The following is a 25,753-nucleotide window of genomic DNA, read 5'->3' as shown; positions in this document are numbered from 1 at the left end:
TCAGCCGGGCATCGGCTCCGGGTCCGGAAGCTTGCCGCCGCGCGGGGGGTAGCCGTCGGCCCGCTCCTTGGCGGGAGACGACGACGTCCCGGCGACCGCTCCGGTCTCGGGGGATGTCACGGGGCTCGGCAGCGGAGGGAGGGGCTCACCGCGTGCAATGATCTCGAGATCCTTCGTGTCGAGCGTCTCGCGCTCGAGCAGCGCCTCGGCGATCGCGTCGAGCGTGGCGCGGTGGTCGACGAGCTTCTCGCGCGCCTGCGCGTACATGTCGTGCAGCGTGGTCTCGATCTCCTCGTCGATCTGCTGCGCCTTCGCCTCGCTGTAGTCCTTGCGCGAGACGAAGTCGCGGCCGAGGAACACGTCGCCGCCGTGGTCGCCGTACGCCACCGGGCCGAGCCGGTCGCTCATGCCGTACTCGCAGATCATGCGCCGGGCCCAGGTCGTCGCCTGCTCGAGGTCGTTCGCCGCGCCCGTCGAGAGGTGCCCGAAGACGATCTCCTCGGCCGCGCGGCCGCCCATCGCGTGCTGGATGATCGCGAGGATCTGCGTGCGCGTGAAGCTGAGCCGATCCTCGACGGGCAGCGTCTGGGTGAGCCCGAGCGCCATGCCGCGCGGGATGATCGTGACCTTGTGGACGGGGTCCGAGCCCTCGGTGAGCATCGCGACGAGCGCGTGTCCCGCCTCGTGATAGGCGGTGATGCGCTTGTCCTCGTCGCTCATGATCATGCTGCGGCGCTCGGTGCCGAGCAGCACCTTGTCCTTCGCCTGCTCGAAGTCGACGCGCGCCACCTTCGTCGCGTCGCGGCGCGCGGCGAGCAGCGCCGCCTCGTTGACGAGGTTCTGCAGGTCGGCGCCCGCGAAGCCCGGCGTGCCGCGCGCGACGATCTCGAGGTCGACGTCGTCGGCGAGCGGGACGCGGCGCGTGTGGATCTTGAGGATCTGCAGACGGCCGCGGAGGTCGGGCCGCGGCACGACGACGCGCCGGTCGAAGCGCCCGGGTCGCAGCAGCGCGGGGTCGAGCACGTCGGGCCGGTTCGTCGCCGCGATCAGGATGACGCCCTCGTTGCTCTCGAAGCCGTCCATCTCGACGAGCAGCTGGTTCAGCGTCTGCTCGCGCTCGTCGTGCCCGCCTCCGAGGCCGGCGCCGCGGTGGCGCCCGACCGCGTCGATCTCGTCGATGAAGATGATGCACGGCGCGTGCTTCTTGCCCTGCTGGAAGAGGTCGCGCACGCGCGACGCGCCGACGCCGACGAACATCTCGACGAAGTCCGAGCCCGAGATCGAGAAGAACGGAACGCCCGCCTCGCCGGCGACGGCCCGCGCGAGCAGCGTCTTGCCGGTGCCGGGCGGGCCGACGAGCAGCACGCCCTTCGGAATGCGCCCGCCGAGGCGCGTGAACTTCTTGGGCTCGCGCAGGAACGCGATGATCTCCTCGAGCTCGTGCTTCGACTCCTCGATGCCCGCGACGTCCTCGAACGTGACGCGGTTGTGGCTCTCGGTGAGCAGGCGCGCCTTGGACTTGCCGAAGCTCATCGCCTTGCCGCCGCCCGACTGCATCTGGCGGATGAAGAACACCCACAGCCCGATGAACAGGACGAGCGGGAACCACATGAGCGCGACCTGCCGCCAGAAGCTTCCTTCGGGCTTGGGCTTCGCGTCGAACTTGACCTTGCGCTCGGTGAGCTCGGGGATCAGCGTCGGGAGCGCTTCGGGCGGCGCGTAGGTGGTGAACTCGCTGCCGTCGACGTACTTGCCGCTGATGTTGCCGTCCTCGATCGTGACCTCGCCGACCTGGTCGTTGGCGAGCTGGCCGAGGAACTGGCTGAAGGCGATCTCCGGGGCGGCGGACTCCTCCTGCTTCATCAGGGTGACGAGCAGCAGGATCACCGCGAGGATGACCACCCAGAGGGCCATGTTCTTGTAGAACTGCTGATTCACGCGCGCTCCCGGCACCCCATCGCTCGGGCGCCCGTCGATCGGGCGCCCTCCCTCCGGATTCGACACGGATGCCGATGCCGACCCGGCGTCCGCGGTTCGCCCGACCGGCGTTCCGCGCCCAAACTACAAGGCTCGGCGCAGGCTAGCACCCGAGCGGCGGCCCACCCCTTCCGGGCGTCCGCGCGCCCGCTGGCGCGCCGCGCAGCTCGCAGGCGTGCGCGGCCCGCACGAGCCGCAGTCCGCAGGGGAGCTCGATGCAACGCCCGATCTGCGCGTCCGGCGCGCGCCGCAGGAAGTCGAGCACCCGCGACACGTGCGCCCGCGTCCGCTCGCGGCCCGCGCCGAGCTCGTCGAACGCCCGCGCGACGAGCCGCCGCGCGAGCGCGTCGGGCAGCGCGGCCTCGTCCCAGCCCTTCGGATCGATGCGGATGCACGGCTCGCCGTCGTCTCCCGTCGTCGCTCGCTCGAACCGCTGCTGCGCCAGCCCATCGACGACGGAGCGGATCCACTCGGCGTCCCGGCGGGACGCTTCGGCAAGGTTCGCGAGCGCCCTGAGCAGTCGCGGGTTGAACTCGGCCGCGAGGCGGGGCAGCAGCTCGTGCCGGACGCGGTTGCGCGCGTAGACGGGCGACGCGTTGCTCGCGTCCTCCCGCCACGAGAGTTCACGCGCGCACGCGTAGCCCCGGACCGCCTCGCGGGTCGCGCCGAGCAGCGGACGGACGACCGCGCCGTCGGGCGAGCGCTCGGGGATGCCGCCGAGCGCATCCGGTGCGCAGCCGCGCAGGAGCCGCAGCAGCAGCGTCTCCGCCTGGTCGTCGAGCGTGTGCGCCGTCGCGACGCGCGCGGCGCCGAGGCGCGCGGCGATGCGCCGGAGCGCGTCGTAGCGGAGCGCGCGGGCGGCCTCCTGGAGAGTGGGCCGCGTCCGGCTCGGGCCTCCGCTCCGCGCGCCCCGGACGTCGACGCGCTCGAGCCCGAACGCGCAGCCGCGCGCGCGCGCCTGCGCCTCGACGAACGCCGCGTCCGCGAGCGAGTCCGCGCCGCGGAGGCCGTGCTCGACGTGACCGACCGCGACCTCGAAGCCCCGCCGCTCGCGCAGGCCGCACAGCACGTCGAGGAGCACGATCGAGTCGACGCCGCCCGACACGGCGACGAGCAGCCGCTCGCCGCGCTCCGCCGCGCCGAGCGCGCGCAGCGCGCGCTCGACCTCGCGCTCGAGCCGCCGCGGCGCGCCGCGCCCGGCCACCGCCGCTACGCCTCGAGGGCCGACGCGCTGCCGATCAGCGCCCGCGCGCCGTCCGGCTTGTCGACCCAGACGTCGCAGTGCACGCGCACGCGCGTCCCCTCGCGCACCGATTCGCGCACCTTGCCGCGCACGACGACGGTCTCGTCGCACCACACGACGTTGGTGAGCTTCACCGACATGCGCCCGCCGCGGAGCCAGCCCTCGCCGAAGCGCGCCAGCATGAGCTGCGACACGAAGCAGGTCGACATCATCCCCTGCACGACGATCCGCGGGAAGCCGAGCTTGCGCGCCTGGGCCTCGTCGTTGTGGTAGTTCGCGCCGGGGCCGGAGAACATCCAGCAGCGGCGCTGGTCGATCGTGTGCGCGATCGGCGGGAGGTCCTCGCCCGTCGCGGTCGGGAACGGCGGGCGCGCCTCGCGCTGCTTCCGGCGCGCCGTGTCCTCGTCGACGACGAAGCCCGCGCCCGCGTCGGCGGCACCGCTCGCCGCGTCCGGCGCCGCATCCTGCGGCGGGAGGAAGGACTGGTGCGTGCGGCTGCGCACGAGCAGCCGTCCTTCCTCGGCATCGACGTAGTCGGTCTCGTTCACGACGTAGTCGCGGCCGCGCTTCGCGTAGCGGTCCACGATCGTCGAGCGGGTGCGGATCGCGCGCCCGACCTCGATCGGCGCGAAGCACTCCCAGTCCTGCTGCGCGTGGAGGTTTCCGAACAGGTTCTTCAGGTACCACTCGCCGAGGTAGCGGAAGCACTCCGAGTGGTGGAGGAGCGGCGGCGCGAAGCGCTCGTAGAGCGGATGGTGGTCGTCGAGCGCATCCTCGTAGAAGGCGACGACCTCGGGCGTCACGTCGTAGCGGCTCGCGCCGCAGTGGCGGCCGACGGTGGCGGGCTGGCCGATCAGGTTCACGCGCGTCCTCCCGGTCGAGCCCTCCTAGCGTAGCGGCGCGGGCGCCGATGGCGGGCGCGCGCGCCGTCGTCTATCCCCCCGCCCCGTGTCGAGCGCGGTGCACAACGTCGGCGGCTGGACGTCGCGGTGGGCGGCGACGGCGCCGCGCCGTCTCGCGATCGTCGACGGCCGCCTGCGCCTCGACTGGGCCGCGTTCGACGAGCGCGTCGGCCGCGCGGCGGGCTGGCTCGCGGCGGCCGGCGTCGCGCGCGGGGACCGGGTCGCGCTCCTGCTCGGGAACCGCGCCGCGTACCTCGAGCTCGTCCTCGCGAGCGCGCGCCTCGGCGCGATCGCGGTCCCGACCAACACCCGGCTCTCCGCGCGCGAGATCGCGTTCCAGGTCGACGACGCGCGCCCGCGCGTGCTCGTCGCGGAGCGCGCGTTCGCATCGCTCGTCGCCGACGCGCTCGCGGCGGCCGCGCACGCCCCCGCGCGCGTCGCGCTGCTCGGCGACGATCCCGACGACGCCTTCGAGCGCGAGCGCGCCGCAGCGCCCGCGATCGACGCCCTCCCCGTCTCGCCCGACGCGCCGATGATGATCCTCTACACCTCGGGGACGACCGGCGCGCCGAAGGGCGCGCTGCTCGCGCACCGCAAGACGCTCTTCAACGCGCTCAACGCGCAGCTCTACTTCGGCATCCGCAGCGGCGCGGAGCGCGTGCTCGTGGCGGTCCCGCTGTTCCACTCGCTCGGGCTCAAGATCCTCTCGCTCCCCGCTCTCTACGCGGGCTGCGCCGTCGTGCTGCAGCGCGGCTTCGACGCCGACGCGGTGTGGCGCGCCGTCGAGCGCGAGCGCATCACGTACCTGGGTGGCGTGCCGACGCAGTACGAGCGGCTGCTCGGCGCGCTCGACGCGGGCGCGTGTCCGCCCGGCGCGCGGCCGGCGCTGCGCTTCCTGTTCACCGCCGGCGCCGCGATCGCGCCGGACACGGTGCGCGCCTACGAGCGCCACGGCCTCGTCCTGAAGCAGGGGTACGGCCAGACCGAGACGTCGATCCTCTGCTGTCTCGACGAGGCCGACGCGCTGCGGAAGGCGGGCAGCGTGGGCCGCCCGGTCTTCCATGCGGAGCTGCGGGTGGTCGACCGCGCCACCGTCGACGCAGCGCCCGCCCACTGGCGCGACGTCGGCACGGGCGAGACCGGCGAGATCGTCGTGCGCGGGCCGATCGCGATGCTCGGCTACTGGGAGCGACCCGCCGAGACGGCCGCGACGCTCCGCGAGGGCTGGGTGCGCACCGGCGACCTCGCCCGCATCGACGACGAGGGCTTCGTCACGCTCGTCGGGCGCGCACGAGAGATGTACATCTCGGGCGGCGAGAACGTGTACCCGGCCGAGGTCGAGGCTGCGCTGCTCGCGCACCCGGCCGTCGACGAGGTCGCGGTCGTGGGGGTTCCCGACGCGACGTGGGGCGAGAGCGGCTGCGCCTTCGTCGTGCTCGCACCCGGGGCCGAGCTCGACCTCGCCGCGCTCCTCGCGTGGTGCGGCGATCGCCTCGCGCGCTACAAGCAGCCCCGGCACCTCGTGGTCGCGGCGGAGCTCCCGCGCACCGCGAGTGGCAAGGTGCGCAAGCACGAGCTGCTCGCGCAGCTCGGCGCGGCCGCCGGGACGGACGGCGCGCTCGCGTCGTCCGCGCTCGGGAGTTGAGCCCGCCCGTGCGTCGTGCCGAAGGAGGTCCGCCGCGCGGCGCCCGGGTACGGTGCGCCCTCGACCTCGGGAGGGGCCCTTGCTCCGCTACGTGCTGATCACAGGCAAGGGACGCTCCGGCACGACGTGGCTGGCGCAGATCCTCAACAGCCATACGACCTGCTGCTACAAGCACGAGCCGTTCCCGGAGTGGAAGCGCGCGCCGTACGCGGCGTGGAAGCGCGACCTCGCGAGCGGCGGCGACCGCGCGGCCCTGCGCACGCGCTTCGATGCGATCTGCCGCGGCTGCCATCACCAGGTCGACCTGCCCCCGTTCCCGCCGAAGACGTTCGAACGCGGCCACCCGCGCGTGCTCCACTTCCTGCACGGCCTCGGCTCGCGCGTGCCCGCACTGCGCGGGCTCTACGAAGCGTACGGTCGGCCGCGTCTCGCCGAGGACGGCGAGGTCCTGATCAAGGACGTCAACTTCGAGACCGCGCTCCTCGCGCGCCTGTGCGAGGTGATCGAGCCGGTGCTGCTGGCCGCGGTGCGCAACCCGTTCGCGAACGTCGCGAGCCACCTGTCGGGCGTCGCGAAGGGGATCTTCGACGCCGATCGCGAGCGCGACGCGCGGCGCGCTCGCGACGTGATCGAGGCGCCGGGCGGCGAGGCCTACCGCGCCTTCCTGCCCGATCTCGCGACGATGCCCGAGGCGATGTTCGAGGCCCTGCGCTGGCGCATCCAGGTCGAGCCGCTCGTCGCGGTCACGCGCGCGCAGCCGCGCGGCCGCGTCGTCGTCTACGAGGACCTCTGCGCCGACCCGCTCGCCGAGACGACGCGCATCTTCGAGTTCATCGGCTGGCAGGTCGGCCCGCAGACGCGCGCCTTCGTCGAGGCGTCGATCTCGGGCGAGGCCGAGGGCATCGACGCGCGCCGCGCCTACTTCAGCGTCTTCCGCGACCCGCGCGAGAGCCTCGAGAAGTGGCGCGAGCAGCTCTCCGAGGGCCAGCAGCGCGAGATCGCCGAGGTCATGCGCGACTCGCCGCTGCGCGGCCTGTGGAGCGGATTGCCCGCCTAGCGTCTAGGTGTCGGCGCGTGCGGCGCGCGTCCGCACCCGCCCTCGCAGGCGCTCGACCGGCCGCTCCACGCCGGCGTGCACGGCGAACGCGAGCGCATGGACGGCCGGGAGCGTGAACAGCAGGAGGCGGCCGTCCGGCGGCCGCGCGCCGCCGAGCCACGTCATCGCGACGGCGATCGACGCGACCTGGTGCCCCAGGAACAGCGGATACGAGAGGTCGCCGAGAGCCGCGTCGAGGCGGGCGATCGCACCCGTCGCACGGCGCGGGGCGAGGGCCGCAACGCTGTAGGCCGCGAGGCCGAGCGACGCGTAGAACGCGGCGCCGTCGTACGCGCCCCAGAGCCGCACCGCGAGCATCGCGTGTCCGGCGAACAGGACGGGCGCGAGCACCGCGTGCCAGGGGGCGAGGCGCAGCCGCGACTCCTCCCACTGCAGCGCGCAACCGAGCGCGAACGGCAGGGACGCAGCGCCGTACGGCGCATAGCGATCGGCGAAGGCGGCGCCCGTCGCGACGAGCCACGCCGTGTAGGCCGCGCTTCCCGCCAGCCACGCGAACGCGACGGCGCGCCCGCGCGTCGCGACGGCCGCGAGCACGAGGTAGAAGACGAGCTCCACGTCGAGCGACCACGCCGGGGGCACGAGCCGCACGGCCTCGCCCTCGAGGCCGATCACGAGGACGTTCTGGATCCAGGCGCGCGCGTCGCCCGGCACGCGGATCGACGGGTGCAGGCGCGGCACGTCCACGGGCCAGAGCGCGAGCAGCCCGAGCGTCAGCGCGAGCACGGCCCAGTAGGGCGGATGGATGCGGAGCGCGCGGTTCGCGAGGAATCGCACGACGCCCGCGCTCGATCCGCCGTAGCGACGCCGCAGCACCTTCGTCATCAGGAATCCGCTCAGCAGGTAGAACGCGAACACCGCGTAGTAGCCGCACCAGCTGCTCCAGAGCGGAGCGAGGTGGCCGACCATCACGAGCAGGGAGAGGACGTAGCGATGGATCCCGAACACGCCGCCCTCCCCGATCGCCGCCGGCCGCGCCTAGCGTCCGAACGCCCCGAGCTCCTCGATCACGCGGCCGTCGGCGAGGTAGAGGTGGCTCTCGCGCGTCGCCGTGACCCGACCCGAGCGCGGGTCGATGTACGGCCGCACGACGACCACCTCGACGCCCTCGCTCGGCGCGAGCGCGTCGCGCACGAGCCGCGCGAGGCGGTCGGGGCGCGCGAGCAGACCGCAGTGGTGGCTCGACGCGCGCAGCCGCCGCCGCTCGGCCTCGGCCTCCGGCAGCTCGCGCTCGGGGATCGGAAGCGCGAGACGCCGTCCGCCGTCGAGCGCGTAGACCTCGACGGCGGGCTTCAGGACGTGCGTCGTGTACATCGCGAAGCCGAAGAACTTCCACGGATTCATGCGGAAGCGCTGCACGAGCGCGTGCTGTGCGAGCGGCCAGAGGGAGAAGACCAGCAGCATCGCGGCGACGGCGCGCTTGCGGGCCCGCGACATCACACGAACCGCCAGTCGGTGACGAGGTCGACGACCGCGAGCAGCGCGTACCACGCGTAGAAGACGAACTGCGCGCGCGCGAGCAGGTCGCGCGGCCAGAACAGGAGCACGCACGCGACGAGCAGCGTGCCGAAGAAGATCTCCGTCGCCCCCGACTGGATCGCGAAGACGAACGCGCCGACGGCGACGACGGCGAGCCGCCGCGTGCGCTGTGCGAGCAGCAGCACGGGGATGGCGATCTCGAACAGCCAGACCGCGTTCGACGCGAGCAGGAAGAGGGGCGCCGTCGTGCGGAAGGGGCCCGCGCCGACGCGGTCCGGAAGCTGCCCCAGCACGCGCGCGAGCTCGTCGGCGGGGAGCGTCCACCCGAGCACGGCGGCGAAGGTCGGCTTGATCGCCATCTCGACGAGCAGGTACTGGCCGTGGAAGTAGGTGCCGTAGAGCGCCTTCTGCACGCCCGTGTAGAAGAGCAGGACGGCGATGCTGATGCGCGTCGCGGCGAGCAGCACGCGCGCCTCGTCCTCGCCGTCGAACCCGACCACGAGGAAGAGCACGAGCAGCCAGAGCTCGACGAAGAAGTGGTTGGACGTCGCGGGGAAGCTCGCCTCGAGCACGACGAGCATCGCGCAGATCGCGATGCCGAGCGCGAGTGGCGCGAGCCGCCGCACGAACGTGAGCCCGAGACACAGCAGGAACGTCCCCGCGAGCGCCTCGCTCGGGACCGCCGGCCCGCGCTCGACGGGGAACCGCTCGAGCGCGAATCGCACGGAGAGGTGGAAGAGCAGGACGCGCTCGAACGCGAGCAGCCCGGCGCGCCGATCCGACGGCTCGCGATCGCCCGCGAGCCCGAAGACGCGGTCGATCGCCGCATCGATCCATCGCTCGCGGTCGCGCATCGCGCGCAGCCTAGCGCCGCGCCGCCGCGCCGTGGCGCGGTTCGACACGCGGAGGAGGTCGCGGGGAGCGGCGAGCGGGAGGGGAGTGGTAGCGGTGCAGGGATTCGAACCCCGGACACGCGGATTATGATTCCGCTGCTCTAACCAACTGAGCTACACCGCCACGGTGAAGGCGCCGCAGTCTAGCCGCGCGCCGCGCGGCCGGCACGCCCTAGCGCGCCTTGGCGCCCGCCTGCGCGCCGGCCTTCTTCGCGACGTCCTCGAGCTCGCGCCGCAGCTCCCGCAGCTCGCGCTCGAGCCCGTCGACCCGCTGGCGGAGCTTCGCCTCGGACGGCCGCGCGCGGTCGGCAGCCGCGGCGACGGCGTCGCCGCGCCGATCCTCGAAGCCCTCGACCGCGAAGCGCGTGACCTTGCCGACCAGCTCGTCGAGATCGGGGATGACGTCCCCGATGCTGCCCGAGTGCACGAAGATCTCGCGCAGCGGCTCCGGCGCGGGGCCCGCCTCCGTCGACGCGCACTGCATGTCGAGGCTCGCTCCCTGACCGAAGCGCGTGAAGCTCCCGAACAGCACGAAGCGCGCGCCGGCGGCCCGCCCGGCCTCGAGCGCGCGACCGAGATCGGTCGTCGCGGCCTCACCGTCCGCCACCCGCCGGATCTCGAAGGCGCCCGTCTGGTCGAGCCGCGAGACGAGCATGTCCGCCAGGCCCGCTCTCAGATAGGCCGGATCCTCCGCGCTGTGGACGACGAGGGGAAGCAGTGCGATCGAGACCTTGCTCGCGGGCGGCTCGGCGCCGACCGGCCCCGCGACCAGGGCGACCGCGACCGCGCACGCCGAGGCTCGCGCGACCGACGCCGCGAACGCACGGAACGTCACGAGGGCCAAGAGGGATCTCCGCTGCCGAAGGCGCCGCCCGAGCGGCGGGAGGGGCCGGCGAGTCTCTGCCAAACCCTTCGGAGCGTCAACCGGTGGTGCGGAGCGAACCGGCGCTGCGATCGCGCGCGAGGCGCACGCGGAGCGTCGCGGTGTCGGACGCGTCGTCGGTGCTCACCTCGAGCGTTCCGCCGAGCTCGCGCACGAGCTCGTGCGCGACGCGCAGCCCGAGACCTTCCTCGAGCGAGGTGGCATCGCTCGTCGCGAACGGATCGAGCAGGCGCTCGACGTCGTCGGGATCGACGGCGGCGCGCGCGCCGACGACCTCGAGGCGCGCGACGCGCGCCTCGCCCGCGTCGGTCCCGCTCCGGATCGCCACGTCGCCCCCCGTCGGCGCGCGACGCAGCACGTGCATGACGAGGTTCAGGAGCACCTGACGGATCTGGCCGGGCGCCGCGAGGAGCTTCGGACACTGCGCATCCGCCTCGACGTGGAGCGCGATGCCGGCCCGCCGGGCTTCCCCCGCGAGCAGCGTCGCGACCTCCTCGGCGATCGCGCCGGGTGCCACCTCGCAGATCGACGATTCGTCGGCCTGCGCGCCGAGCTCCGCGATCGCGCCGACCATCCCGCCGAGGCGGTCCGCGAGACCGGCGGCCTGCGGCACCGCCGCGCGAAGCTCGGCGACGGCATCGCCCATCTCGCGAACGAGCCCGAGCGCGAGCGCGCCCACGGTGCCGAGGCGGTCGACGCGTTCGGCGAGCGCGCGCGAGCCGCGCAGCGCGGCCACGGTGCGCGCGTTCTCGAGCGCGATCACCGCCTGCGTCGAGAGTCCGTCGAGCAGCGTGCGGTCGTCGGCGCCGAAGCGCCGTCCGCCGCTGCGGTTGTCGATCGCGAGCGCGCCGATCACCTCGTGCTCGCCGGGCAGGGGGACGACGACGAGATCGTCGGCCGAGACCTCCGCGACCCACTCGCGCACGGGCCCTTCGAGCTCCTCCCAGTGGTCGACCGAGAGCGTCTGCGCCGCACCGTCCTCGAGCGCCTCGAAGAAGCGCGGCGCCGTCCCGCGCGACAGCTCGATGCGGCGCACGCGCTCCGCCACGTCGTCGTGCGGGGCGACGCCGATCCAGTGCAGGCGCGAGCGGTCGGCCCCGAACAGGAGCACGGCTGCGCCATCGAACCCGAGCTCGCGGTGCGCGGCGCCGATCAGTCGCTCGACCACGCGTTCGGGCCGCAGCTCGCGGTGCAGGCTCCGCGACAGACGGTTCAGCAGCGTCAGCTCCGAGAGCAGCGTCTCGCGCTCGCGGTCGAGCGCGTAGCGCTCGATCGCGCGGCGCAGCGTGATCCGCATGTCGTCGGGGTTCCACGGCTTCGCGACGTAGCGGTAGATGCGTCCGTCGTTGATCGCGGAGCCGAGGATCTCGGCGTCGCCGTAGGCCGTGACGAGGATGCGGATCGCCTGCTCGTCGATCTCGCGAACGCGCGCGAGGAAGTCGACGCCCGTCATGCCGGGCATCTTGTGGTCCGAGAGCACGACCGCGACGGGGTTCTCGTTGAGGGCGCGCAGCCCGTCCTCCGCGCTCTGCGCCGTCAGCACGCTGAACTCGCGGCGGAAGGTCAGCTCGAAGATGCGGAGGTTCTCGATCTCGTCGTCGACGTAGAGGATGGGGAACTCGCGCGGGTCGTGGAGGCGCAGCGGCCTAGGTCGCATCGCTGCCCTCCCCTCGCTCCGTCATCGCGGGCAACCGCAGCGTGAAGCAGCTGCCGCCCCCCGGCGCCGAGTCCACCTCGAGCGAGCCACCGTGCGCGTCGGCGATCCGGCGGCACATCGAGAGGCCGAGACCCGTCCCGCTGCCCGCCTTCTTCGTCGTGAAGAACGGCTCGAAGAGCCGCTCCTGTACGGCGGGCTCGATGCCCGGGCCGTCGTCTCGCACGCCGATCCACACCTCGCCATCGGCCGCGCCGACCTCGATCGCGATCGAGCCCGGCGCGCCCGCGAACGCTTCGGCGGCGTTCTTCACGAGATTGAGCAGAACCTGATTCAGCGCGCCGGGATCGCCGTCGACGTGCGCGGGCGCTTCGGGGAGCGCGAGCGCCAGGACGACGCCGCGGCGCTCGAGGTCGTGGCGCACGAGCTGCGCGGTCGCGCGCACGCACTCACGGGCGTCGACCCGCTGGAACGCGCCCCCGCTGCCCGGCGCGGCGAAGTCGCGGAGGTCGACGACGAGCCGGTGCGTGCGGTCGAGGCCGTCCGAGACGATCTTCGCCAGCTCGCCGAGGTCGGCGGCGAGCCGCTCGACCTCCGCGTCGTCGATGCGGTGGCGCAGCGCGAGCCCGTCGCGGGCGAGCGCGTCCGCGTCGTTCCAGTCGAGCCGCGCGGCGGAGGCGGCGATGCCGCACAGCTCGTCCACCAGCCCCGCCATCGCACGCACCGCGTTGAGTGCGTAGTTCACCGGATTGTTGACCTCGTGCGCGATGCCCGCCGCGAGCTCGCCGACCGCGGCGAGCCGCTCGGCCTGCACGAGGTGCGCCTCGGCGAGCCGCAGCTCGCGCAGCGCGCGCTCGAGGTCGGTGTTGCGCTGCTCGAGCTCGCGCCGCGTGCGCCGCAGCGCGGCGTGCGAACGCGCGCGCGCGAGCAGCTCGCGCGGGTGGAAGGGCTTCGTCACGTAGTCGTCCGCGCCGAGCTCGAGCCCCTCGATCTTCATCTCGCTCTCGGCCTTCGACGACACGAGCATCACCGGCACGCCGGCGAGCCGCGGGTCGGCCTTCACGGCGCGGCAGAGCTCCGTGCCGGTGACCTCGGGCATCATGATGTCGCTCACGACGAGGTCGGGGACGAAGTGCTCGAGCGCCTCGAGCGCCTCCCGCCCATTGCGGGCCGTGCGCACGCGGAACTCGCGACCGAGGATGAACGACACGAGCTCGCGCATGTCCTCGTTGTCGTCGACGACGAGGATCTCGGAGCGCTCGTCGTCGGGCGCGTGGCCCGCGCCGTCGGGACCCGCCGCGGGCTGCGCGTGCTGCTCGAAGCGCGACACCGAGCGCTCGATGTCGACGAAGCGCACGTCGGCGGGCTTCCGCGCGTCGGCCGCGAGCTCCTCCTCGACCGCGTCGCGCGAGGCGGCGATCCCGACCTCGCCCGCCGCGCCAGTCGCGACGACCGCCTCGGCCTCCTCGCCGTCCGCCTCGCCCCACGGCAGCGCGACGTGCATCGTCGCGCCGTGTCCGAGCCCCGCGCTCTCGGCCCAGATGCGCCCGCCGTGCAGCTGCACGAGCTCCTGCGCGAGCGACAGCCCGATGCCCGTGCCCTCGTGCCGGCGCGATGCCGTGCCGTCGGCCTGTGCGAAGCGATCGAAGATGCGTTCGAGCTGGTCCGGCGCGAGGCCCGCACCCGTGTCGCGCACGAAGAGCGCGACGCCCTCCTCGCCCGCGCGCGCGCCGACGACGACCTCCCCGCCGGCCTCGGTGAACTTGAGCGCGTTGCCGAGCAGGTTGACCACGACCTTCTCGATCGCGTCGCGGTCGGCGCACACCTCCGGCAGCCCGGCGAGCCCCTCGCCGCGCAGCCGGATGCGCTTGCGCTCCGCCATCGCGCCCGCGCCGTCGACGATGCCCGCGGCGAGCGCGCCCACGTCGAGCGGCGCGCGCCGGATCTCGAACTGCTGACTCTCGAGCTTCGCGAGGTCGAGCAGGTTGTTGATCAGCTTGAGCAGCCGCTGCCCGTTCGTGTGCATCGTCCGCAGCGTGCGCCCGACGACGTCTCCGACCTCGCCGTAGTCGCCGGCGAGGAGCCCGTCGAGCGGCGCGAGCATCAGCGTCAGCGGCGTGCGCAGCTCGTGGTGCACGTTCGCGCTGAAGCGCGTCTTCAGCTCGTCGAGCTGCGCGAGCTCGTCGCGCGCCTGCTCGATTTCGCGTCGCCGCAGGAAATCCTGGAAGCGCGTGCCGTCGAGCGCGTGCGCGGCGGCCGACGACACGCCGGTCGTGAGCGCGAGGAAGACGAGATGGAGGCCGAAGGTGCGCAGGTCGTCGGGCTGCGCGTGCAGCACCGGGAGCAGCGCGAAGCCCACGACGAGCAGCGCGCTCACCGACAGCGTCTGCAGCCAGGTGAGGGGCGCGACGACCGGGGTCGCCGCGAGCAGCAGCATGAGACCGCTGTAGTAGGGGCTCGTGGCGCCGCCGGTCGCCGCGATCACGGTGAGCAGCGTGCCCCCGGTGACCGCGATGATCGCGAAGAGCCCCGCCTCGCCGTGCGAGCGCGGCGTCGCGTAGCCGAGCGCGACCACGACCGCGGCGCACGCGAAGCGCAGCAGCCAGAACGGCTTCCACAGCGCGGGATAGAAGACGAAGTCGACGGGGAGGAAGGCCAGGATGCCGAGCGCCGCGATCCAGCCGCTCGCGACCAGGTGGACCGGGAGCACCTCCGCCCCGATCCACTGGCGGTACTCGCGCCACGCCGCCCCGTCCTGCGCCATCGCCGGTCGTTCGGAACGGCCCGTCAGGAGCTTGAGGCGGCCCCCGGCCCGTCGGCGGCCTCCCTGGCACCCGTCGACGCCCCGCCCCGCCCGAACGCCAGCAGCAGCAGGGGCGGCAGGAGCAGGAGGTCGGCGAGCAGGCACGCGACCATCACGGCGCTCGTCAGCACGCCGAGGTTGCGCACGAGGACGAAGGGCGAGATCGCGAGCGCCGCGAACCCGGCGCCGACCGCGATCGACGTGAGCGCGATCGCGGGCAGCGTCTGCGCGAGCGCCGCGCGCAGCGCCTCGCGCGCGCCCCGCGCGACCCCCGCGCGGAAGCGCTCGAGCAGATGGATCGTGTCGTCGACGGCGATCCCGAGCGCGAGACAGCCGATCAGCACCGTGCCCGCGTCGAGCGGCACGCCAGCGAGCCCCATCGCGCCGAAGAGCAGCACGATCGGCACGACGTTCGGGACGAGCGCGAGCGCCGCGAGCCGCGCGCTGCGGGTCACGAGCACGAGCAGGCCGCCGATCGAGCCCAGCGCGAACGCGAGCCCGACGAGCTGCCCGCGCGCGATCTCGTTCTCCGACACGGCGTACTCGTGCATGACGCCCGTCGTCGACGCCGCGAAGTCGGCCGGGCCGTGATCGCGCCACCACGCCTCCGCGCGCCGCGCGAGCGAGACGAGCGCGTTCGAGCCGTTCTCGTCGACGCGCAGCAGCACGTTCGCCGAGGCGCGATCGGATGCGACGAGGTCGCGGATCGAGTCGACCGACTCGAGCAGGAGCAGGTACTGCTCGGCCTGCGGCCGCGTCGTGGGAAGCGGCTGCGACGCGTCGCCGAGGAAGCCTCCGTGGAGCTGCCGGAGCGGGTCCGCGAGCGAGATCGCGCGGCCCATCTCGGGCTGCGCCTCGAGGAACTCCGTCAGGCCCGCGAGTGCGCGCACGACGTCGGGCTCCGTCACCGCGCGCCCCGCGCGGCTCTCCACCACGACGTTCATCGGGCTGATGCCCGCGAGCGCCGCGCGGATCGCCTCGTAGTCCTCGCGCACCGCCGATCCGCGCTGGAACCACAGGACGACGTCGGTCTCGACCTCGAGGCGCGCGATGCCGACGCCGACCGCGGCCGCGACCGCGAGCCAGGCCGCGATCGTCGCGCGCGGACGCGCCGCGACGAGGCGGAAGACGCGCTCGGGTGCGCGGCTCGCGAGCCAGCTCCACACGCGCGTGGGCGCGCGTCCGTGGAGCCCGCGCAGGCACGCCGGCGCGAACGTGATCGACGCGAGCATCACCACGAGCGTCCCGACCGCGCCGAACACGCCCACGTGGCGCACGACGTCGATGTGCACGAAGGACATGGCGACGAAGCCGATCGCGGTCGTGGCACCCGAGAGTCCGATCGGACGCACGAGCCCGCGCAGCGCCTCGGCGCGCGCGTCGACGTCGTCGTCGCACGCCCGGAACGCGGCCATGACGTGGAGCGCATACGCGCAACCGAGCGCGAGCAGCACCGAGGGCAGGATGGCGCCCGTCAGCGTCATCGCGACGCCCGCGCGCGCCATCGCGGCGAGCACGACGACACTCCCGAGCCCTCCCGTCAGGAGCGGCACAGCGACGTGCCACGACGCGCCGAAGACGATCGCGACGAGCAGCGCGATCGTCGCCGCGGTCGCCGGGACGAGCCGCGCGAGCTCGTCCCGCGTCCACTCGCTCACGCGCGTGCGGAAGACCGGGCCGCCCGATCGCCACGTCGGCAGCCTCGGCGCGGCGGCGGCGATCGCGGCGAGCACGGCCGCGTCGTCCTCGGACGTGATGTCCTCGACGATGCAGGTGACGGAGAACGCGCGCGCGTCCCGCGACACGAGCAGCCCGGGCGCGAGGCGATCGCCCTCGACCGCCGCGCGTGCGCGCGCGGCGCCCGCGGCGTCGACGGGCGCGCCGTCCGGGAGCGCGGGGTCGAGATCGAGCGTGCCGTCGGGCCGGCCGCGGATCACCGGCACCGTCGCCAGGCTGTCGACGCGCCGGATGCCGGGAGCGGCCTCGAGCTCCTCGGAGAGGCGCGCCACCTCGGAGAGCGCGCGCGGATCCCACGCCGTCTCGCCGCGCACCGCGACGACGACGACCTCGTCGCCGCCGAAGCGCTCGACGCTCTCGCGGTACGCTTGCCAGCTCGGGCCTTCGCGGTCGAGCACGCTGTCGGTCGAGGTCTCGATGCGCAGGTCGAGCGCCGCGAGTGCGCTCGCGAGCGCGAGCGCCGCCCACGCGGCGATCGAGAGGCGGGGGCGGCGCAGCGCGGCGAGGGCGAGCGGCTCGAGCCAGCTCGCGCGGCGGCGCGCGGGGGCGGGAGGGAGCGGGCTCGCGGGAGCGGGAGGCGGAGCGGTCAGCGACGCCGCCCCACGACCACCCACGCCTGGGGCGGCGTACCGAAGGCCGCGCTCGTCGACTCGACCTCGAAGCCGGCCTCGGCGAGCAGCGACGCCAGCTCCTCGCCGTCGTAGAAGCGGAACGCCCCGAGCTCCTCGAGGTCGACGAGCCGCGCGCCCGCGTTCAGGAAGGAGCGCGCCGCGTCGCGCACCTCCGCGCTGCCGAGCCCGAACGTCTCGCCCGCGAGCACGCCCGCCTCGAGCTCGGCGATGCCGCTCTGGAAGATCTGCGAGATGTCGGCGTCGCGGCGCAGGCTCGACGCGACGAGCCGGCCGCCCGGCGGCAGCGCGGCGCCGATCGCGCGCAGCAGCGCGGCGGGGTCGTCGACGTAGGAGATCACGAGCGACGCGAGCGCGGCGTCGAACGGCCCCTCGGCCGCGAGCGCCGCGGCGCCTTCGGGCGTCGCCAGGTCGGCGCGCACGTAGCGCACGCGCGTGCGCTCGTGCAGGCCGAGCGCCTCGATGCGCTCGCGCGCGCGCTCGAGCGCCTCGGCCACGAGGTCGACCTCGACGATCTCCGCGGGGAGCGCGCCCGCGCTCCGCGCGAGCGCGCGCGGGAACGCGCCGGTCCCCGCGCCCACGTCGAGCACGCGCTGGCCCGCGCGCAGGTCGAGGCCGCGCGTCTGCGCCTCCATCAGCTCGCGATAGCTCGACGTCTCGTTCATCAGCTCGATGCCGACGGCGCGCCCGTCCTCGTCGGGCGAGCCCAGCAGGTAGGCGCGCCAGAACGCCTCCGCGTCGAGCGCGGGACGCGGCAGCCGCCGCCGCTCGGCGCGTCCGCGCGCGGCGAGGTCGGCGAGGTCGGGGAGCGCGGGCGTCACGATGCGCCCGAGCGCCGTGCGCGCGATCTCGGACGCGACGAGCTGGAAGGTCTCGAGCGCCTCCGCACTCGACTTCAGCTGGTGCCCGGTCGGCACGTCGAGGATGCGCCGCTCGCGCGCGTCGCCGACGCTCAGCACGTCCTCGATGCGGGAGCGGTCCATCCACGCGTCGTGGAGGCCGCGCAGCCAGACGATCGGCACGTCGATGCGCGCGAAGTCGGCGCGCGCGTTCTCGAGCGACCAGAGCTCCGTGTCGATGGCGTCGCGCGCCGCGCGGTCCATGTCGACGACGACGCCGAGCACCTCCTGCAGACCGAAGCGCACGCCGCGCTGCGCGCCGCGCAGGTAGTCCACGCCCCCGGCGATGCGGCGCATCATCGACTGCAGGTCGGCCGTCCCGACGACGCAGATCCAGGCGGCAGCGCGCCCGCGCGCGCGCTGCGCCAGGAACTGGCGCGACTCGATCGACGCGGCGCTGAAGCTCACGAGCACGCTGCGCTTCGGGCGGAAGCGCTCGTCGCGCTCGAGGAAGTCGAACGCCGCCTCGAGATCGCGCACGCCCTGCGAGAACGTGAAGTGGAGCTGCTCGCGGCCGGGCGCCGCGCACTCGGGATCGTTGTGCGACTCGCCGCGCTTGCGGATGCCGTCGTAGCGGAGCACGACGACCGGCTCGCGCAGCTTGCGGAACGTCGCGACGATCGTGCGCGCGAGCGGGAGCAGCGTCTCCTTCGTCCGCCCCCACGCGGGCGGGATCACGACCGCGGTCGCGCCGCGCGGGTCGCCCCAGCCGTCGACGATGCCGCGCAGCCGCTCGCCGTCCGCGGACGCGAAGTCGACGACCTCGACGCGCGGCGCGCGCGCGAGCCCGACGCGCTCGGCGACCGCGCCGCGCGCGGCGCCCGCTGCGACGCGCACCGTGCGCCACGCGCTCGCGGCGACCGACCGCTCGGCCGCGGGGTCGACGCGCTCGGGCACGACGGGCGTCGAGCGCGGGAACGGCGTCACCGTGAGGCCCACGCGGCGCCAGCCGCCGCCTTCCGTCGGTGCCGACGACGCGCTGCGCACGACGCCCACGCCGCGCTCGTCGCCTCGGAGCACCTCGAGGCGCGCGCCGACCGACACGAGGTGGTCGGCGCCGTCGCCGACGCGCACGGCGACGCCGAGTCCGCCGGGCGACTCGTCGAGCACCGACGCCGCGAAGCGGTGTCCCTCCGCCGCGACGAGCGCGATCTCGCCGTGCGAGCGCACGCGGTCGTGGTCGCGCCGCTCGAAGTGGTGGATCGCCTTCGGCACCGCGATCGCGAGGCCGCCGCGATCCTCGTGGCCGATGCGGTCGGCCGCGAAGAAGTACGGCTGCCCGTCGAGCACGAAGCTGAAGTAGATCTGCGTGCGGCCGGTGCGCGCGAAGTTCTCGGTCTCGAGCTCGACGCGGTCGCCTGCGAGCGAGCGGATGCGCGCGCGCTCGGGGAGGATCATCCGGTTCATGCCCCGGTGCAGCCACACCTGCTCGCGCTCGAGGCGGTGCAGCATCTCGCGCACGCGCTCGTCGTCGGTCACGGCGTGCGGGTGCAGCTCGGCGATATCGCGCCCCGCGAGGCGGGCGGACGGGAGCACGAGATGGGCGGAGGACGACATCGGAACCTCGTTCGGCGGGCGTCGGGACGAGCGGGCTCAGCCCGCCCACGCCCAGATGCGGCTCGCGATGCCCTCGACGAGACCGTGTTGGTCGAGCCAGCGGCGCATGCGCGCCACCGACGAAGCGCGCAGGCGCGCGCGCGAAGGAGAGCGCGTGGCGCGCATCCACAGGCGCCAGGACGCCCACGTCCCGCCCGCCACGCCGCTTCGCTCGTAGACGCGCGGCGAGACGAGCAGCGTGAAGACGAGCAGCGCGAGCATCGGCGCGGCGACGCGCATCGCGGCGCGCTCGACCGCGCCGGCGCGCGTGTACCGCTCGAGGATCACCTCGCGCATGAACTCCATGTGCCGCGACTCCTCGACGCGGTGGATGCGCGACACCTCGGCGACCGTCGGATGCAGCTCGGGGTGCTCGAGCGCCGCGGCCATCACGAGGTCCGTGACGTCCTCCACCGCGAGCACGCCGAGGAAGAAGAGCGACGGGCTCGTCCAGATCAGCGCCGCGCCGAGCGCCTCGGCGCGGCCGAATAGCCCGCGGCGCGGGTACGGCCCGGTGCCGAGCTCGTCGACGGCGCGCGCGAACATGCGGCTGTGGCGCGCCTCCTCCTCGACGACGTGCAGCGCGTACGGGAGCAGTGGGTCGTCGGAGGCACACTTCTGCGCGTAGCGGGCGAGGTAGGCGTTGATCACGGCCTCGAAGCGCACGAACGTCGAGAACATCGAGGCGAGCTCGTGGCGCGCGAGTGCTTCGCGTCCCGCCGCGTCGAGCGCCGCGTACTCGGGGAGGTCGCGGAGCGAGACGACCTCGGAGGGAAGCGCCGGGTGCGCACTCCCGTACGGGACGCCCCAGCCGACGTCCTTCTCCGGGAGGTAGGACTTGGTGACGGAGGCGCGACGGAGCCTGTCGATCTTGGCGAGATCCATCTCGTCGTCCCCCTCGCGAATTCCGACCCGCAGTCAGCCGACGCCAGTGCGTTCCGCGACGGCTCGAGCCCCTGCAAACGAGGTTCTATTACAGCATGCAGCGGGCTCGCAACAATCCAGCGAAGGCCCCGAAACACCTCCGCGGATCCCGGTCGCCGCGCGGGCGCACGCGCGCGCGCGTCCGGCGGCCTGCGCGCACGCTACGCCGAGCATGTAGCGAATTGCAACCATGTCGGAGAAGGTCGCGAGCGATCAGCCCGGGTCGGCCACCCGGCGCACGGCGACGCCCGCCTCCGCGAGCAGGTCGAGGGACGTCTCGCCGAGCGGGTAGCCGGCGTTGTAGACGACCTCGACCAGCCCCGCGTTGATGATCATCTTCGTGCACTGCAGGCACGGCGAGCACGTCGTGTAGATGGTGCCGCCGCGCACGCTGACGCCGTGATAGGCGGCCTGCGTGATCGCGTTCTCCTCGCCGTGCGAGCACAGGCACTCGTCGAGGCGCGTCCCGCCCGGCGCGAAGGCGTTGCAGCGCGGGCAGCCTCCCTCGTTGCAGTTGCGCGTGCCGCGCGGCGTCCCGTTGTAGCCGGTCGAGATGATGCGGCGGTCGCGCGTGATGACGGCCGCGACCTTGCGCTTCACGCAGTTGCTGCGCGACGACACGACGCGCGCGATGTCCATGAAGTAGACGTCCCAGTCGGGCCGTTCGAAGTACTGCACGCGTTCGAGCACGCGCTGCACGGCGTCGTGGAGCAGCGCGAGGTCGCCGTCGTTGTGCAGCGTGGTGTCGGCGAGCTCGCGCACGGCGAGCAGCTGCTGCGCGGCCGGATCGGCGCTCGCCAGCTCGCGCCCCTCGAGCTCGCGCAGGCCGTCGAGCGTGGCCGGGTCGCCCGCGCGCCCGCGCGCCCGCATGCGCTCGAAGCGCTTCGCCTCGTCGGCCTCGATCCACAGCAGGTGGAACGGCCGACCGCTCGCGCGCAGCGCTTCGACCTCCGCCGGGTGGCGGATCGAGTCGATCACGTAGTTGCGCTCGGGCAGCAGCCGGGCGACGAGCCGGTCGGCGAGTGCGCTCGGCCCGCCCGCCGCGCGCAGCTCGCGCCCGAGATCGATCATCCGCTCGCGCGACTCCTCGAGCCCGCGCTTGCGCAGCTCGTCGCGGATGACGTCGGAGAGCGAGAGTGCGTAGAAGCTGCGCTCGGCGAGGTAGTGCACCACCTCGCCCTTCCCCGCCGCATTGCGGCCCGCGACGCCGATCAGCATGGGGCATCGGTACCGCCCGCGCGGCCCGCGGTCAACGGCGCCGGCGACCGCCGCGCGCGATTGCAGCACCCGGGCCGGTCTGCGAGGTTCGCCGCATGCGCGTGTACGTGACCGGCGGGCGCGGCTTCGTCGGCCGCCATCTCGAACGCCGCCTGCGCGCGCTCGGGCTCGACGTCCTCGGCTGCGACGCCGGCGCGGCCGAGGTCGACGTCACCGACCGCGACGCGATCCGCCGCGCGCTCGACGAGGCCGCGCCGGACGCCGTCGTCCACCTGGCCGCCCAGAGCTCGGTCGCCCGCTCGTTCGCGGAGCCCGCGTCGTCGTTCCGCGTGAACTACCTCGGCGCCGTGAACCTGCTCGACGCCGTCGCCGCGCAACCGCGCCGCCCGCGCGTCCTGCTCGTCGGCTCCGCCGACCAGTACGGCGGACGCGCGCCCGGGAGCCCTCCGCTGCGCGAGTCCGACGCGCTCCGCCCCGCCTCGCCCTATGCGCGCTCGAAAGCCGCCGCCGAGCTGCTCGGTCGCGCGGCGATCGCGCGCGGCGCCGACGTCGTCGCGGTGCGCGCGTTCAACCACTCGGGGCCCGGACAGGCGCCGCACTTCGTCGCCGCGAGCTTCGCCGAGCAGCTCGCACAGGTCGCCGCCGGGCGGCGCGCACCCGTGCTGCGCGTCGGCAACCTGGCGAGCGTGCGCGACCTCCTGCACGTCGACGACGTCGTCGATGCCTACGCCGCGCTGCTCACCCCGGACGCACCGCCCGGCGTGTACAACGTCGCGAGCGGCCGCCCGCACGCGATCCGCGAGCTGCTCGACGCGCTCGTCGCGGCCGCGGACGTCGACGTCGCGATCGAGGTCGACCCCGCGCGCGTGCGGCCGACCGACCAGCTGACGGGCGACGCCGCGAAGCTGCGCGCGGCGACGGGCTGGGAGCCCGCGCACGACCTCGCCGCGCTCGCGCGCGCGCTCACCGAGGACTTCCGCGCGCGCGTCGCCGCGAGCGCTGCGTGAGTCGCGTGAGTCGCGCGGCGCGGCGCGCTCAGCCGCTCGCGCGCTCGAGCACGAGCCCGACCCAGCACTCGCCGTCGGCGTCGATGCGCTCGCGCCGCGACGCGATCGCGAGCGGCGGCGTCGTCCGCGCGAAGCGCGCGGCGACGGGCGGCGCGTCGCGATCGAGCAGCCCGGCGAGCACGAGCGCGCCGCCGGGCGCGACGCACGCCGCGACCTCCTGCGCGATCGGGAGCAGCTCGCCGCGCAGCAGGTTCGCGACGACCAGGTCGAAGCCGCGCGCGCGCGCGCCGAGCGCGTCGACACCGCCCGTGAACACGTCGAGCCGCGCGTCGAGCCCGTTCGCGCGCGCCGCCGCGCGCGCCGCGGGCGCGGCGAGCGGGTCGAGGTCGAAGCCCACGGCGCGCGCCGCGCCGAGGCGCAGCGCGCACAGCGCGAGCACGCCGCTCCCCGTGCCGACGTCGAGCACGCGCGACGCGGGCGCGCGCGCCAGGCGCTCGTCCATGCACGCGAGCGCGAGGAAGGTCGAGGCGTGCGCGCCGGTGCCGAACGCCTGGCCCGGATCGATCGCGACGTCGACCTGCCCCGGCGCGAGGGGCGCGCTGCGGAACGACGGCCGCACGACGAGCCGCTCGGAGACGACGATCGGCGCGAGCCCTTCCTTCCACGCTTCGCTCCACTCGACGTCCTCGATCTCGACCGGCGCGTCGACGCGCAGCGCCAGTGCTTCGCTCGCGACGGCGGCGAGCGCGCGCGCGATCGCGGGCGCCGCGGCGCGCGGGGCGTAGACCGTGAGCGACAGTCCGTCCGCGCCCTCCTCGACGCCGCTCGCGCCGGCCTCCCACGCCTCGGCCGCCGCGATCTCGGCCGCCTCGGGCGAGCCCGCCTCGACGCGCAGGGACACGAAGCGATCGCGATCTCGGGCCATGCGGGCCGCGCTCCTCGCCGCGCTCGTGTGCGCGAGCGGCTGCTACTACGGACATCTCGCGCGCGGGCAGGCGCGCCTGTGGCTCGAGCGCAAGGCGGTCGACGACCTGCTCGCCGACCCCGGCGTCGACCCCGCGCTCGCGCGCCGCCTCGCGCTCGTCGCGTCCGTGCGCGCGTTCGCGGCCGACCTCGGGCTCGCGGTCGGCCGGCACTATACGAGCTACGTCGCGTGGCCGGGCGATCGCATCGTCACGACCGTGGTCGCGACGCGGCCGCGCGAGGTCGAGGCGCGCGGCTTCTGGTTCCCGATCGTCGGTCGCGTTCCGTACAAGGGCTGGTTCGATCGCGCGCGCGCCGAGCGCGAGGCCGAGCGGCTGCGCGCGGAGGGGCTCGACGTCTGCGTCTCGCCGGTCGCGGCCTACTCGACGCTCGGCTGGCTCTCCGATCCGCTGACCGGGCCGATGCTGCGCGCCGACGACGCGGAGCTCGTCGAGGTCGTGCTGCACGAGCTCGTGCACGCGACCGTGTACGTGGCGGGCGACGCCGACCTCTCCGAGAGCGCGGCGACGTTCGTCGGACAGGAGGGCGCGATCGCCTACCTCGCGCGCCGCGGGCTCGCGGGCGACGCGCGCCCGCCCGCCGAGCTCGCGGCCCGGCGCGCCGAGCGCACGCGCGAGCGACGCGCGCTCGCGCGCGCGCTGCTCGCGCTCCGCGACGAGGTCGGCGCGCTCTACGCCGCGCTGCCGCCCGACGCGCCCGCGGACCTCGTCGCGACGCGCCGGCGCGCGCTCGAGGTCGCCGCGCGCGAGCGCATCGCGCAGGACGTCTACGGAGGCGGCGAGGCGGGACGCGCGGCGGCCGCGCCGCTGCGCCTCGGCGATGCGTGCCTCGCCCTGCGCGGGACGTACGCGGCCGCCCTGCCGCTGCACGAAGCGACCTTCCACGCACTCGGCGACGACCTCCGCGCCTTCGTCGCCCGGCTCGTCGAGGCGGCCCGCGCGCCCGACCCGCGCGCCGCGCTGTTCGGCGACGCGAACGCCCTCGCCCGCCCGCGCGACTGACACCTGCGCCTCATGCCCCCCGCGGCCGAGTCCGATGAAGCCGCATCCGCGGCCGGACCCGGCGAAGCCGCCTCCGCGGCCCGGCCCGCGGAGGCCGCGGACGCGGTGCCCGACCACGCGCGCGGCCGCCGCGCGCGCTCATCGCCCATGGAGGCCCCCGATGCTCGATCCGGACCCGCGCGCCGGAGGCGACGCCCCGCTCCCGACCGCGCGCGCGAGCGAGCTCGCCGGCGCCCTGCTCCGCAACATCGAGCGCGTCTTCCAGGGCCAGCCCGACGTCGCGCGCCGCGTCGTCGTCGCACTCCTCGCGCGCGGCCACGTGCTGCTCGAGGACGTCCCCGGCGTCGGCAAGACGACCCTCGCGCGCGCGCTCGCGCGCTCGATCGACGGCCGCTTCCACCGCATCCAGTTCACGAGCGACCTGCTGCCGAGCGACATCACCGGCGTCGGCATCCCGGCGCGGCGCGGCGACGACGGCGTTCCCGAGATGCGCTTCCAGCCCGGGCCCGTGTTCGCGAACGTCGTGCTCGCGGACGAGGTGAACCGCGCGAACCCGAAGTGCCAGAGCGCGCTGCTCGAGGCGATGGCCGAGGGCACGGTGAGCGTCGACGGCGAGACGCACGCGCTGCCCGACCCCTTCTTCGTGATCGCGACGCAGAACCCGCTCGAGCACGCGGGGACGCACCCGCTCCCCGACTCGCAGCTCGACCGCTTCCTGCTGCGCTCGTCGCTCGGGTACCCGACGCGCGCACACGAGGCGCGCGTGCTGCGCGACGACCCGGCCGCGCACCTGCTGCCCGCGCTCGCGCCCGTGCTCGGCCTCGACGACCTGCGCGCGCTGCAGCGCGCCGCCGCGGCGGTGAAGTTCGACGACCGCCTGATCGCGTACCTGCTCGACATCGCGGAGGCGACGCGCGCGCACGAGCTGCTCGCGCTCGGGCTCTCGCCGCGCGGCGCCGTCGCGCTCCGCCGGGCCGCGCAGGCGAACGCGCTCGTCGACGGCCGCGACTTCGCGATTCCCGAGGACGTCCGCGAGCTCGCTCCCGACGTCGTCGCGCACCGCATCGCGCTCGACACGCGCGGGCGCGGACACGCGGGCGCCGACGAGCAGCGGCGCGTCGTCGAGGACGTGCTCGCGAGCGTCGCGGTCCCGCTCTGAGGCGCG

19 protein-coding genes and 1 tRNA gene are annotated in these 25,753 nt (G+C 74.6%); 5 read left to right on the top strand and 15 right to left on the bottom strand.

All coding sequences use genetic code 11. The features are described from left to right. The 3 genes from ftsH to R3E88_19230 all read right to left on the bottom strand — a co-directional run bounded on the left by ftsH (nt 1) and on the right by R3E88_19230 (nt 4,083). Nucleotides 1-1,914: an ATP-dependent zinc metalloprotease FtsH gene (ftsH, locus tag R3E88_19240; GenBank protein ID MEZ4218618.1), complete on the bottom strand. Its 1,914-nt coding sequence runs from the start codon at nt 1,912-1,914 to the stop codon at nt 1-3. Between the two features lie 166 nt (nt 1,915-2,080). Then, nucleotides 2,081-3,181 carry a tRNA lysidine(34) synthetase TilS gene (tilS, locus tag R3E88_19235; protein MEZ4218617.1) on the bottom strand — a complete coding sequence of 367 codons (1,101 nt, stop codon included), beginning with the start codon at nt 3,179-3,181 and terminating at the stop codon, nt 2,081-2,083. Between the two features lie 5 nt (nt 3,182-3,186). Continuing rightward, the gene (locus tag R3E88_19230; GenBank protein MEZ4218616.1) at nt 3,187-4,083 is read right to left on the bottom strand and encodes a MaoC family dehydratase; all 897 of its coding nucleotides are present in this window, start codon (nt 4,081-4,083) and stop codon (nt 3,187-3,189) included. Nucleotides 4,084-4,168: 85 nt separating this feature from the next. Here R3E88_19230 and R3E88_19225 point away from each other — a divergent pair, with 85 nt between their 5' ends. Beyond that, nucleotides 4,169-5,767 (top strand): AMP-binding protein, encoded by a 1,599-nt coding sequence (locus R3E88_19225; protein MEZ4218615.1) that lies wholly within the window; start codon nt 4,169-4,171, stop codon nt 5,765-5,767. A gap of 79 nt (nt 5,768-5,846) precedes the next feature. Beyond that, nucleotides 5,847-6,824, top strand: coding sequence for a hypothetical protein (locus R3E88_19220; protein MEZ4218614.1), 978 nt, complete (start codon nt 5,847-5,849; stop codon nt 6,822-6,824). Nucleotides 6,825-6,827: 3 nt separating this feature from the next. On the opposite strand, the gene R3E88_19215 is transcribed toward R3E88_19220, so the two are convergent. The 11 genes from R3E88_19215 to R3E88_19165 all read right to left on the bottom strand — a co-directional run bounded on the left by R3E88_19215 (nt 6,828) and on the right by R3E88_19165 (nt 21,596). After that, the gene (locus R3E88_19215) at nt 6,828-7,829 is read right to left on the bottom strand and encodes an acyltransferase (GenBank protein ID MEZ4218613.1); all 1,002 of its coding nucleotides are present in this window, start codon (nt 7,827-7,829) and stop codon (nt 6,828-6,830) included. A 30-nt stretch (nt 7,830-7,859) separates the two neighbouring features. Then, the gene (locus tag R3E88_19210) at nt 7,860-8,318 is read right to left on the bottom strand and encodes a hypothetical protein (protein MEZ4218612.1); all 459 of its coding nucleotides are present in this window, start codon (nt 8,316-8,318) and stop codon (nt 7,860-7,862) included. Then, nucleotides 8,318-9,214, bottom strand: a complete 897-nt coding sequence (locus R3E88_19205) for a hypothetical protein (GenBank protein MEZ4218611.1) — start codon at nt 9,212-9,214, stop codon at nt 8,318-8,320. The genes R3E88_19210 and R3E88_19205 overlap by 1 nt, the downstream gene beginning before the upstream one ends. 86 nt (nt 9,215-9,300) lie before the next feature. Then, nucleotides 9,301-9,377: transfer RNA gene (locus R3E88_19200), tRNA-Met, on the bottom strand. Nucleotides 9,378-9,425: 48 nt separating this feature from the next. After that, nucleotides 9,426-10,097: a hypothetical protein gene (locus tag R3E88_19195; protein MEZ4218610.1), complete on the bottom strand. Its 672-nt coding sequence runs from the start codon at nt 10,095-10,097 to the stop codon at nt 9,426-9,428. 76 nt (nt 10,098-10,173) lie between these two features. After that, nucleotides 10,174-11,793, bottom strand: a complete 1,620-nt coding sequence (locus R3E88_19190) for a response regulator (protein MEZ4218609.1) — start codon at nt 11,791-11,793, stop codon at nt 10,174-10,176. Beyond that, a complete protein-coding gene (locus R3E88_19185) occupies nt 11,783-14,554 on the bottom strand; it encodes an ATP-binding protein (GenBank protein MEZ4218608.1) in 2,772 nt (923 codons plus the stop codon). Before R3E88_19185 ends, R3E88_19190 begins: the two co-directional genes overlap by 11 nt. Before the next feature lie 23 nt (nt 14,555-14,577). Beyond that, a complete protein-coding gene (locus R3E88_19180; GenBank protein ID MEZ4218607.1) occupies nt 14,578-16,944 on the bottom strand; it encodes an MMPL family transporter in 2,367 nt (788 codons plus the stop codon). Beyond that, nucleotides 16,917-19,415 carry a methyltransferase domain-containing protein gene (locus R3E88_19175; GenBank protein ID MEZ4218606.1) on the bottom strand — a complete coding sequence of 833 codons (2,499 nt, stop codon included), beginning with the start codon at nt 19,413-19,415 and terminating at the stop codon, nt 16,917-16,919. The genes R3E88_19180 and R3E88_19175 overlap by 28 nt, the downstream gene beginning before the upstream one ends. Before the next feature lie 36 nt (nt 19,416-19,451). Beyond that, nucleotides 19,452-20,339, bottom strand: coding sequence for a diiron oxygenase (locus R3E88_19170; protein ID MEZ4218605.1), 888 nt, complete (start codon nt 20,337-20,339; stop codon nt 19,452-19,454). A gap of 252 nt (nt 20,340-20,591) precedes the next feature. After that, nucleotides 20,592-21,596, bottom strand: a complete 1,005-nt coding sequence (locus R3E88_19165; GenBank protein ID MEZ4218604.1) for a deaminase — start codon at nt 21,594-21,596, stop codon at nt 20,592-20,594. A 95-nt stretch (nt 21,597-21,691) separates the two neighbouring features. On the opposite strand from R3E88_19165, the gene R3E88_19160 reads away from it, so the two are divergent. Further along, nucleotides 21,692-22,603: a GDP-mannose 4,6-dehydratase gene (locus R3E88_19160; GenBank protein ID MEZ4218603.1), complete on the top strand. Its 912-nt coding sequence runs from the start codon at nt 21,692-21,694 to the stop codon at nt 22,601-22,603. A gap of 28 nt (nt 22,604-22,631) precedes the next feature. Here R3E88_19160 and R3E88_19155 read toward each other — a convergent pair whose 3' ends face one another. Then, entirely contained in the window at nt 22,632-23,528 is an 897-nt protein-coding gene (locus R3E88_19155; GenBank protein MEZ4218602.1) for a 50S ribosomal protein L11 methyltransferase, read from the bottom strand. Here R3E88_19155 and R3E88_19150 point away from each other — a divergent pair. Together R3E88_19150 and R3E88_19145 are read left to right on the top strand one after the other, a co-directional pair. Next, nucleotides 23,527-24,588 carry an aminopeptidase gene (locus R3E88_19150; protein ID MEZ4218601.1) on the top strand — a complete coding sequence of 354 codons (1,062 nt, stop codon included), beginning with the start codon at nt 23,527-23,529 and terminating at the stop codon, nt 24,586-24,588. The genes R3E88_19155 and R3E88_19150 overlap by 2 nt on opposite strands. Before the next feature lie 160 nt (nt 24,589-24,748). Beyond that, the gene (locus R3E88_19145; GenBank protein MEZ4218600.1) at nt 24,749-25,747 is read left to right on the top strand and encodes a MoxR family ATPase; all 999 of its coding nucleotides are present in this window, start codon (nt 24,749-24,751) and stop codon (nt 25,745-25,747) included. Nucleotides 25,748-25,753 lie beyond the last annotated feature (6 nt).

The sequence above is a fragment of the Myxococcota bacterium genome, from assembly GCA_041389495.1.
In the GTDB taxonomy this organism is placed as follows: Bacteria; Myxococcota_A; UBA9160; order UBA9160; family UBA4427; genus JAWKRT01.
This window is presented reverse-complemented; position numbering and strand designations above follow the sequence as displayed.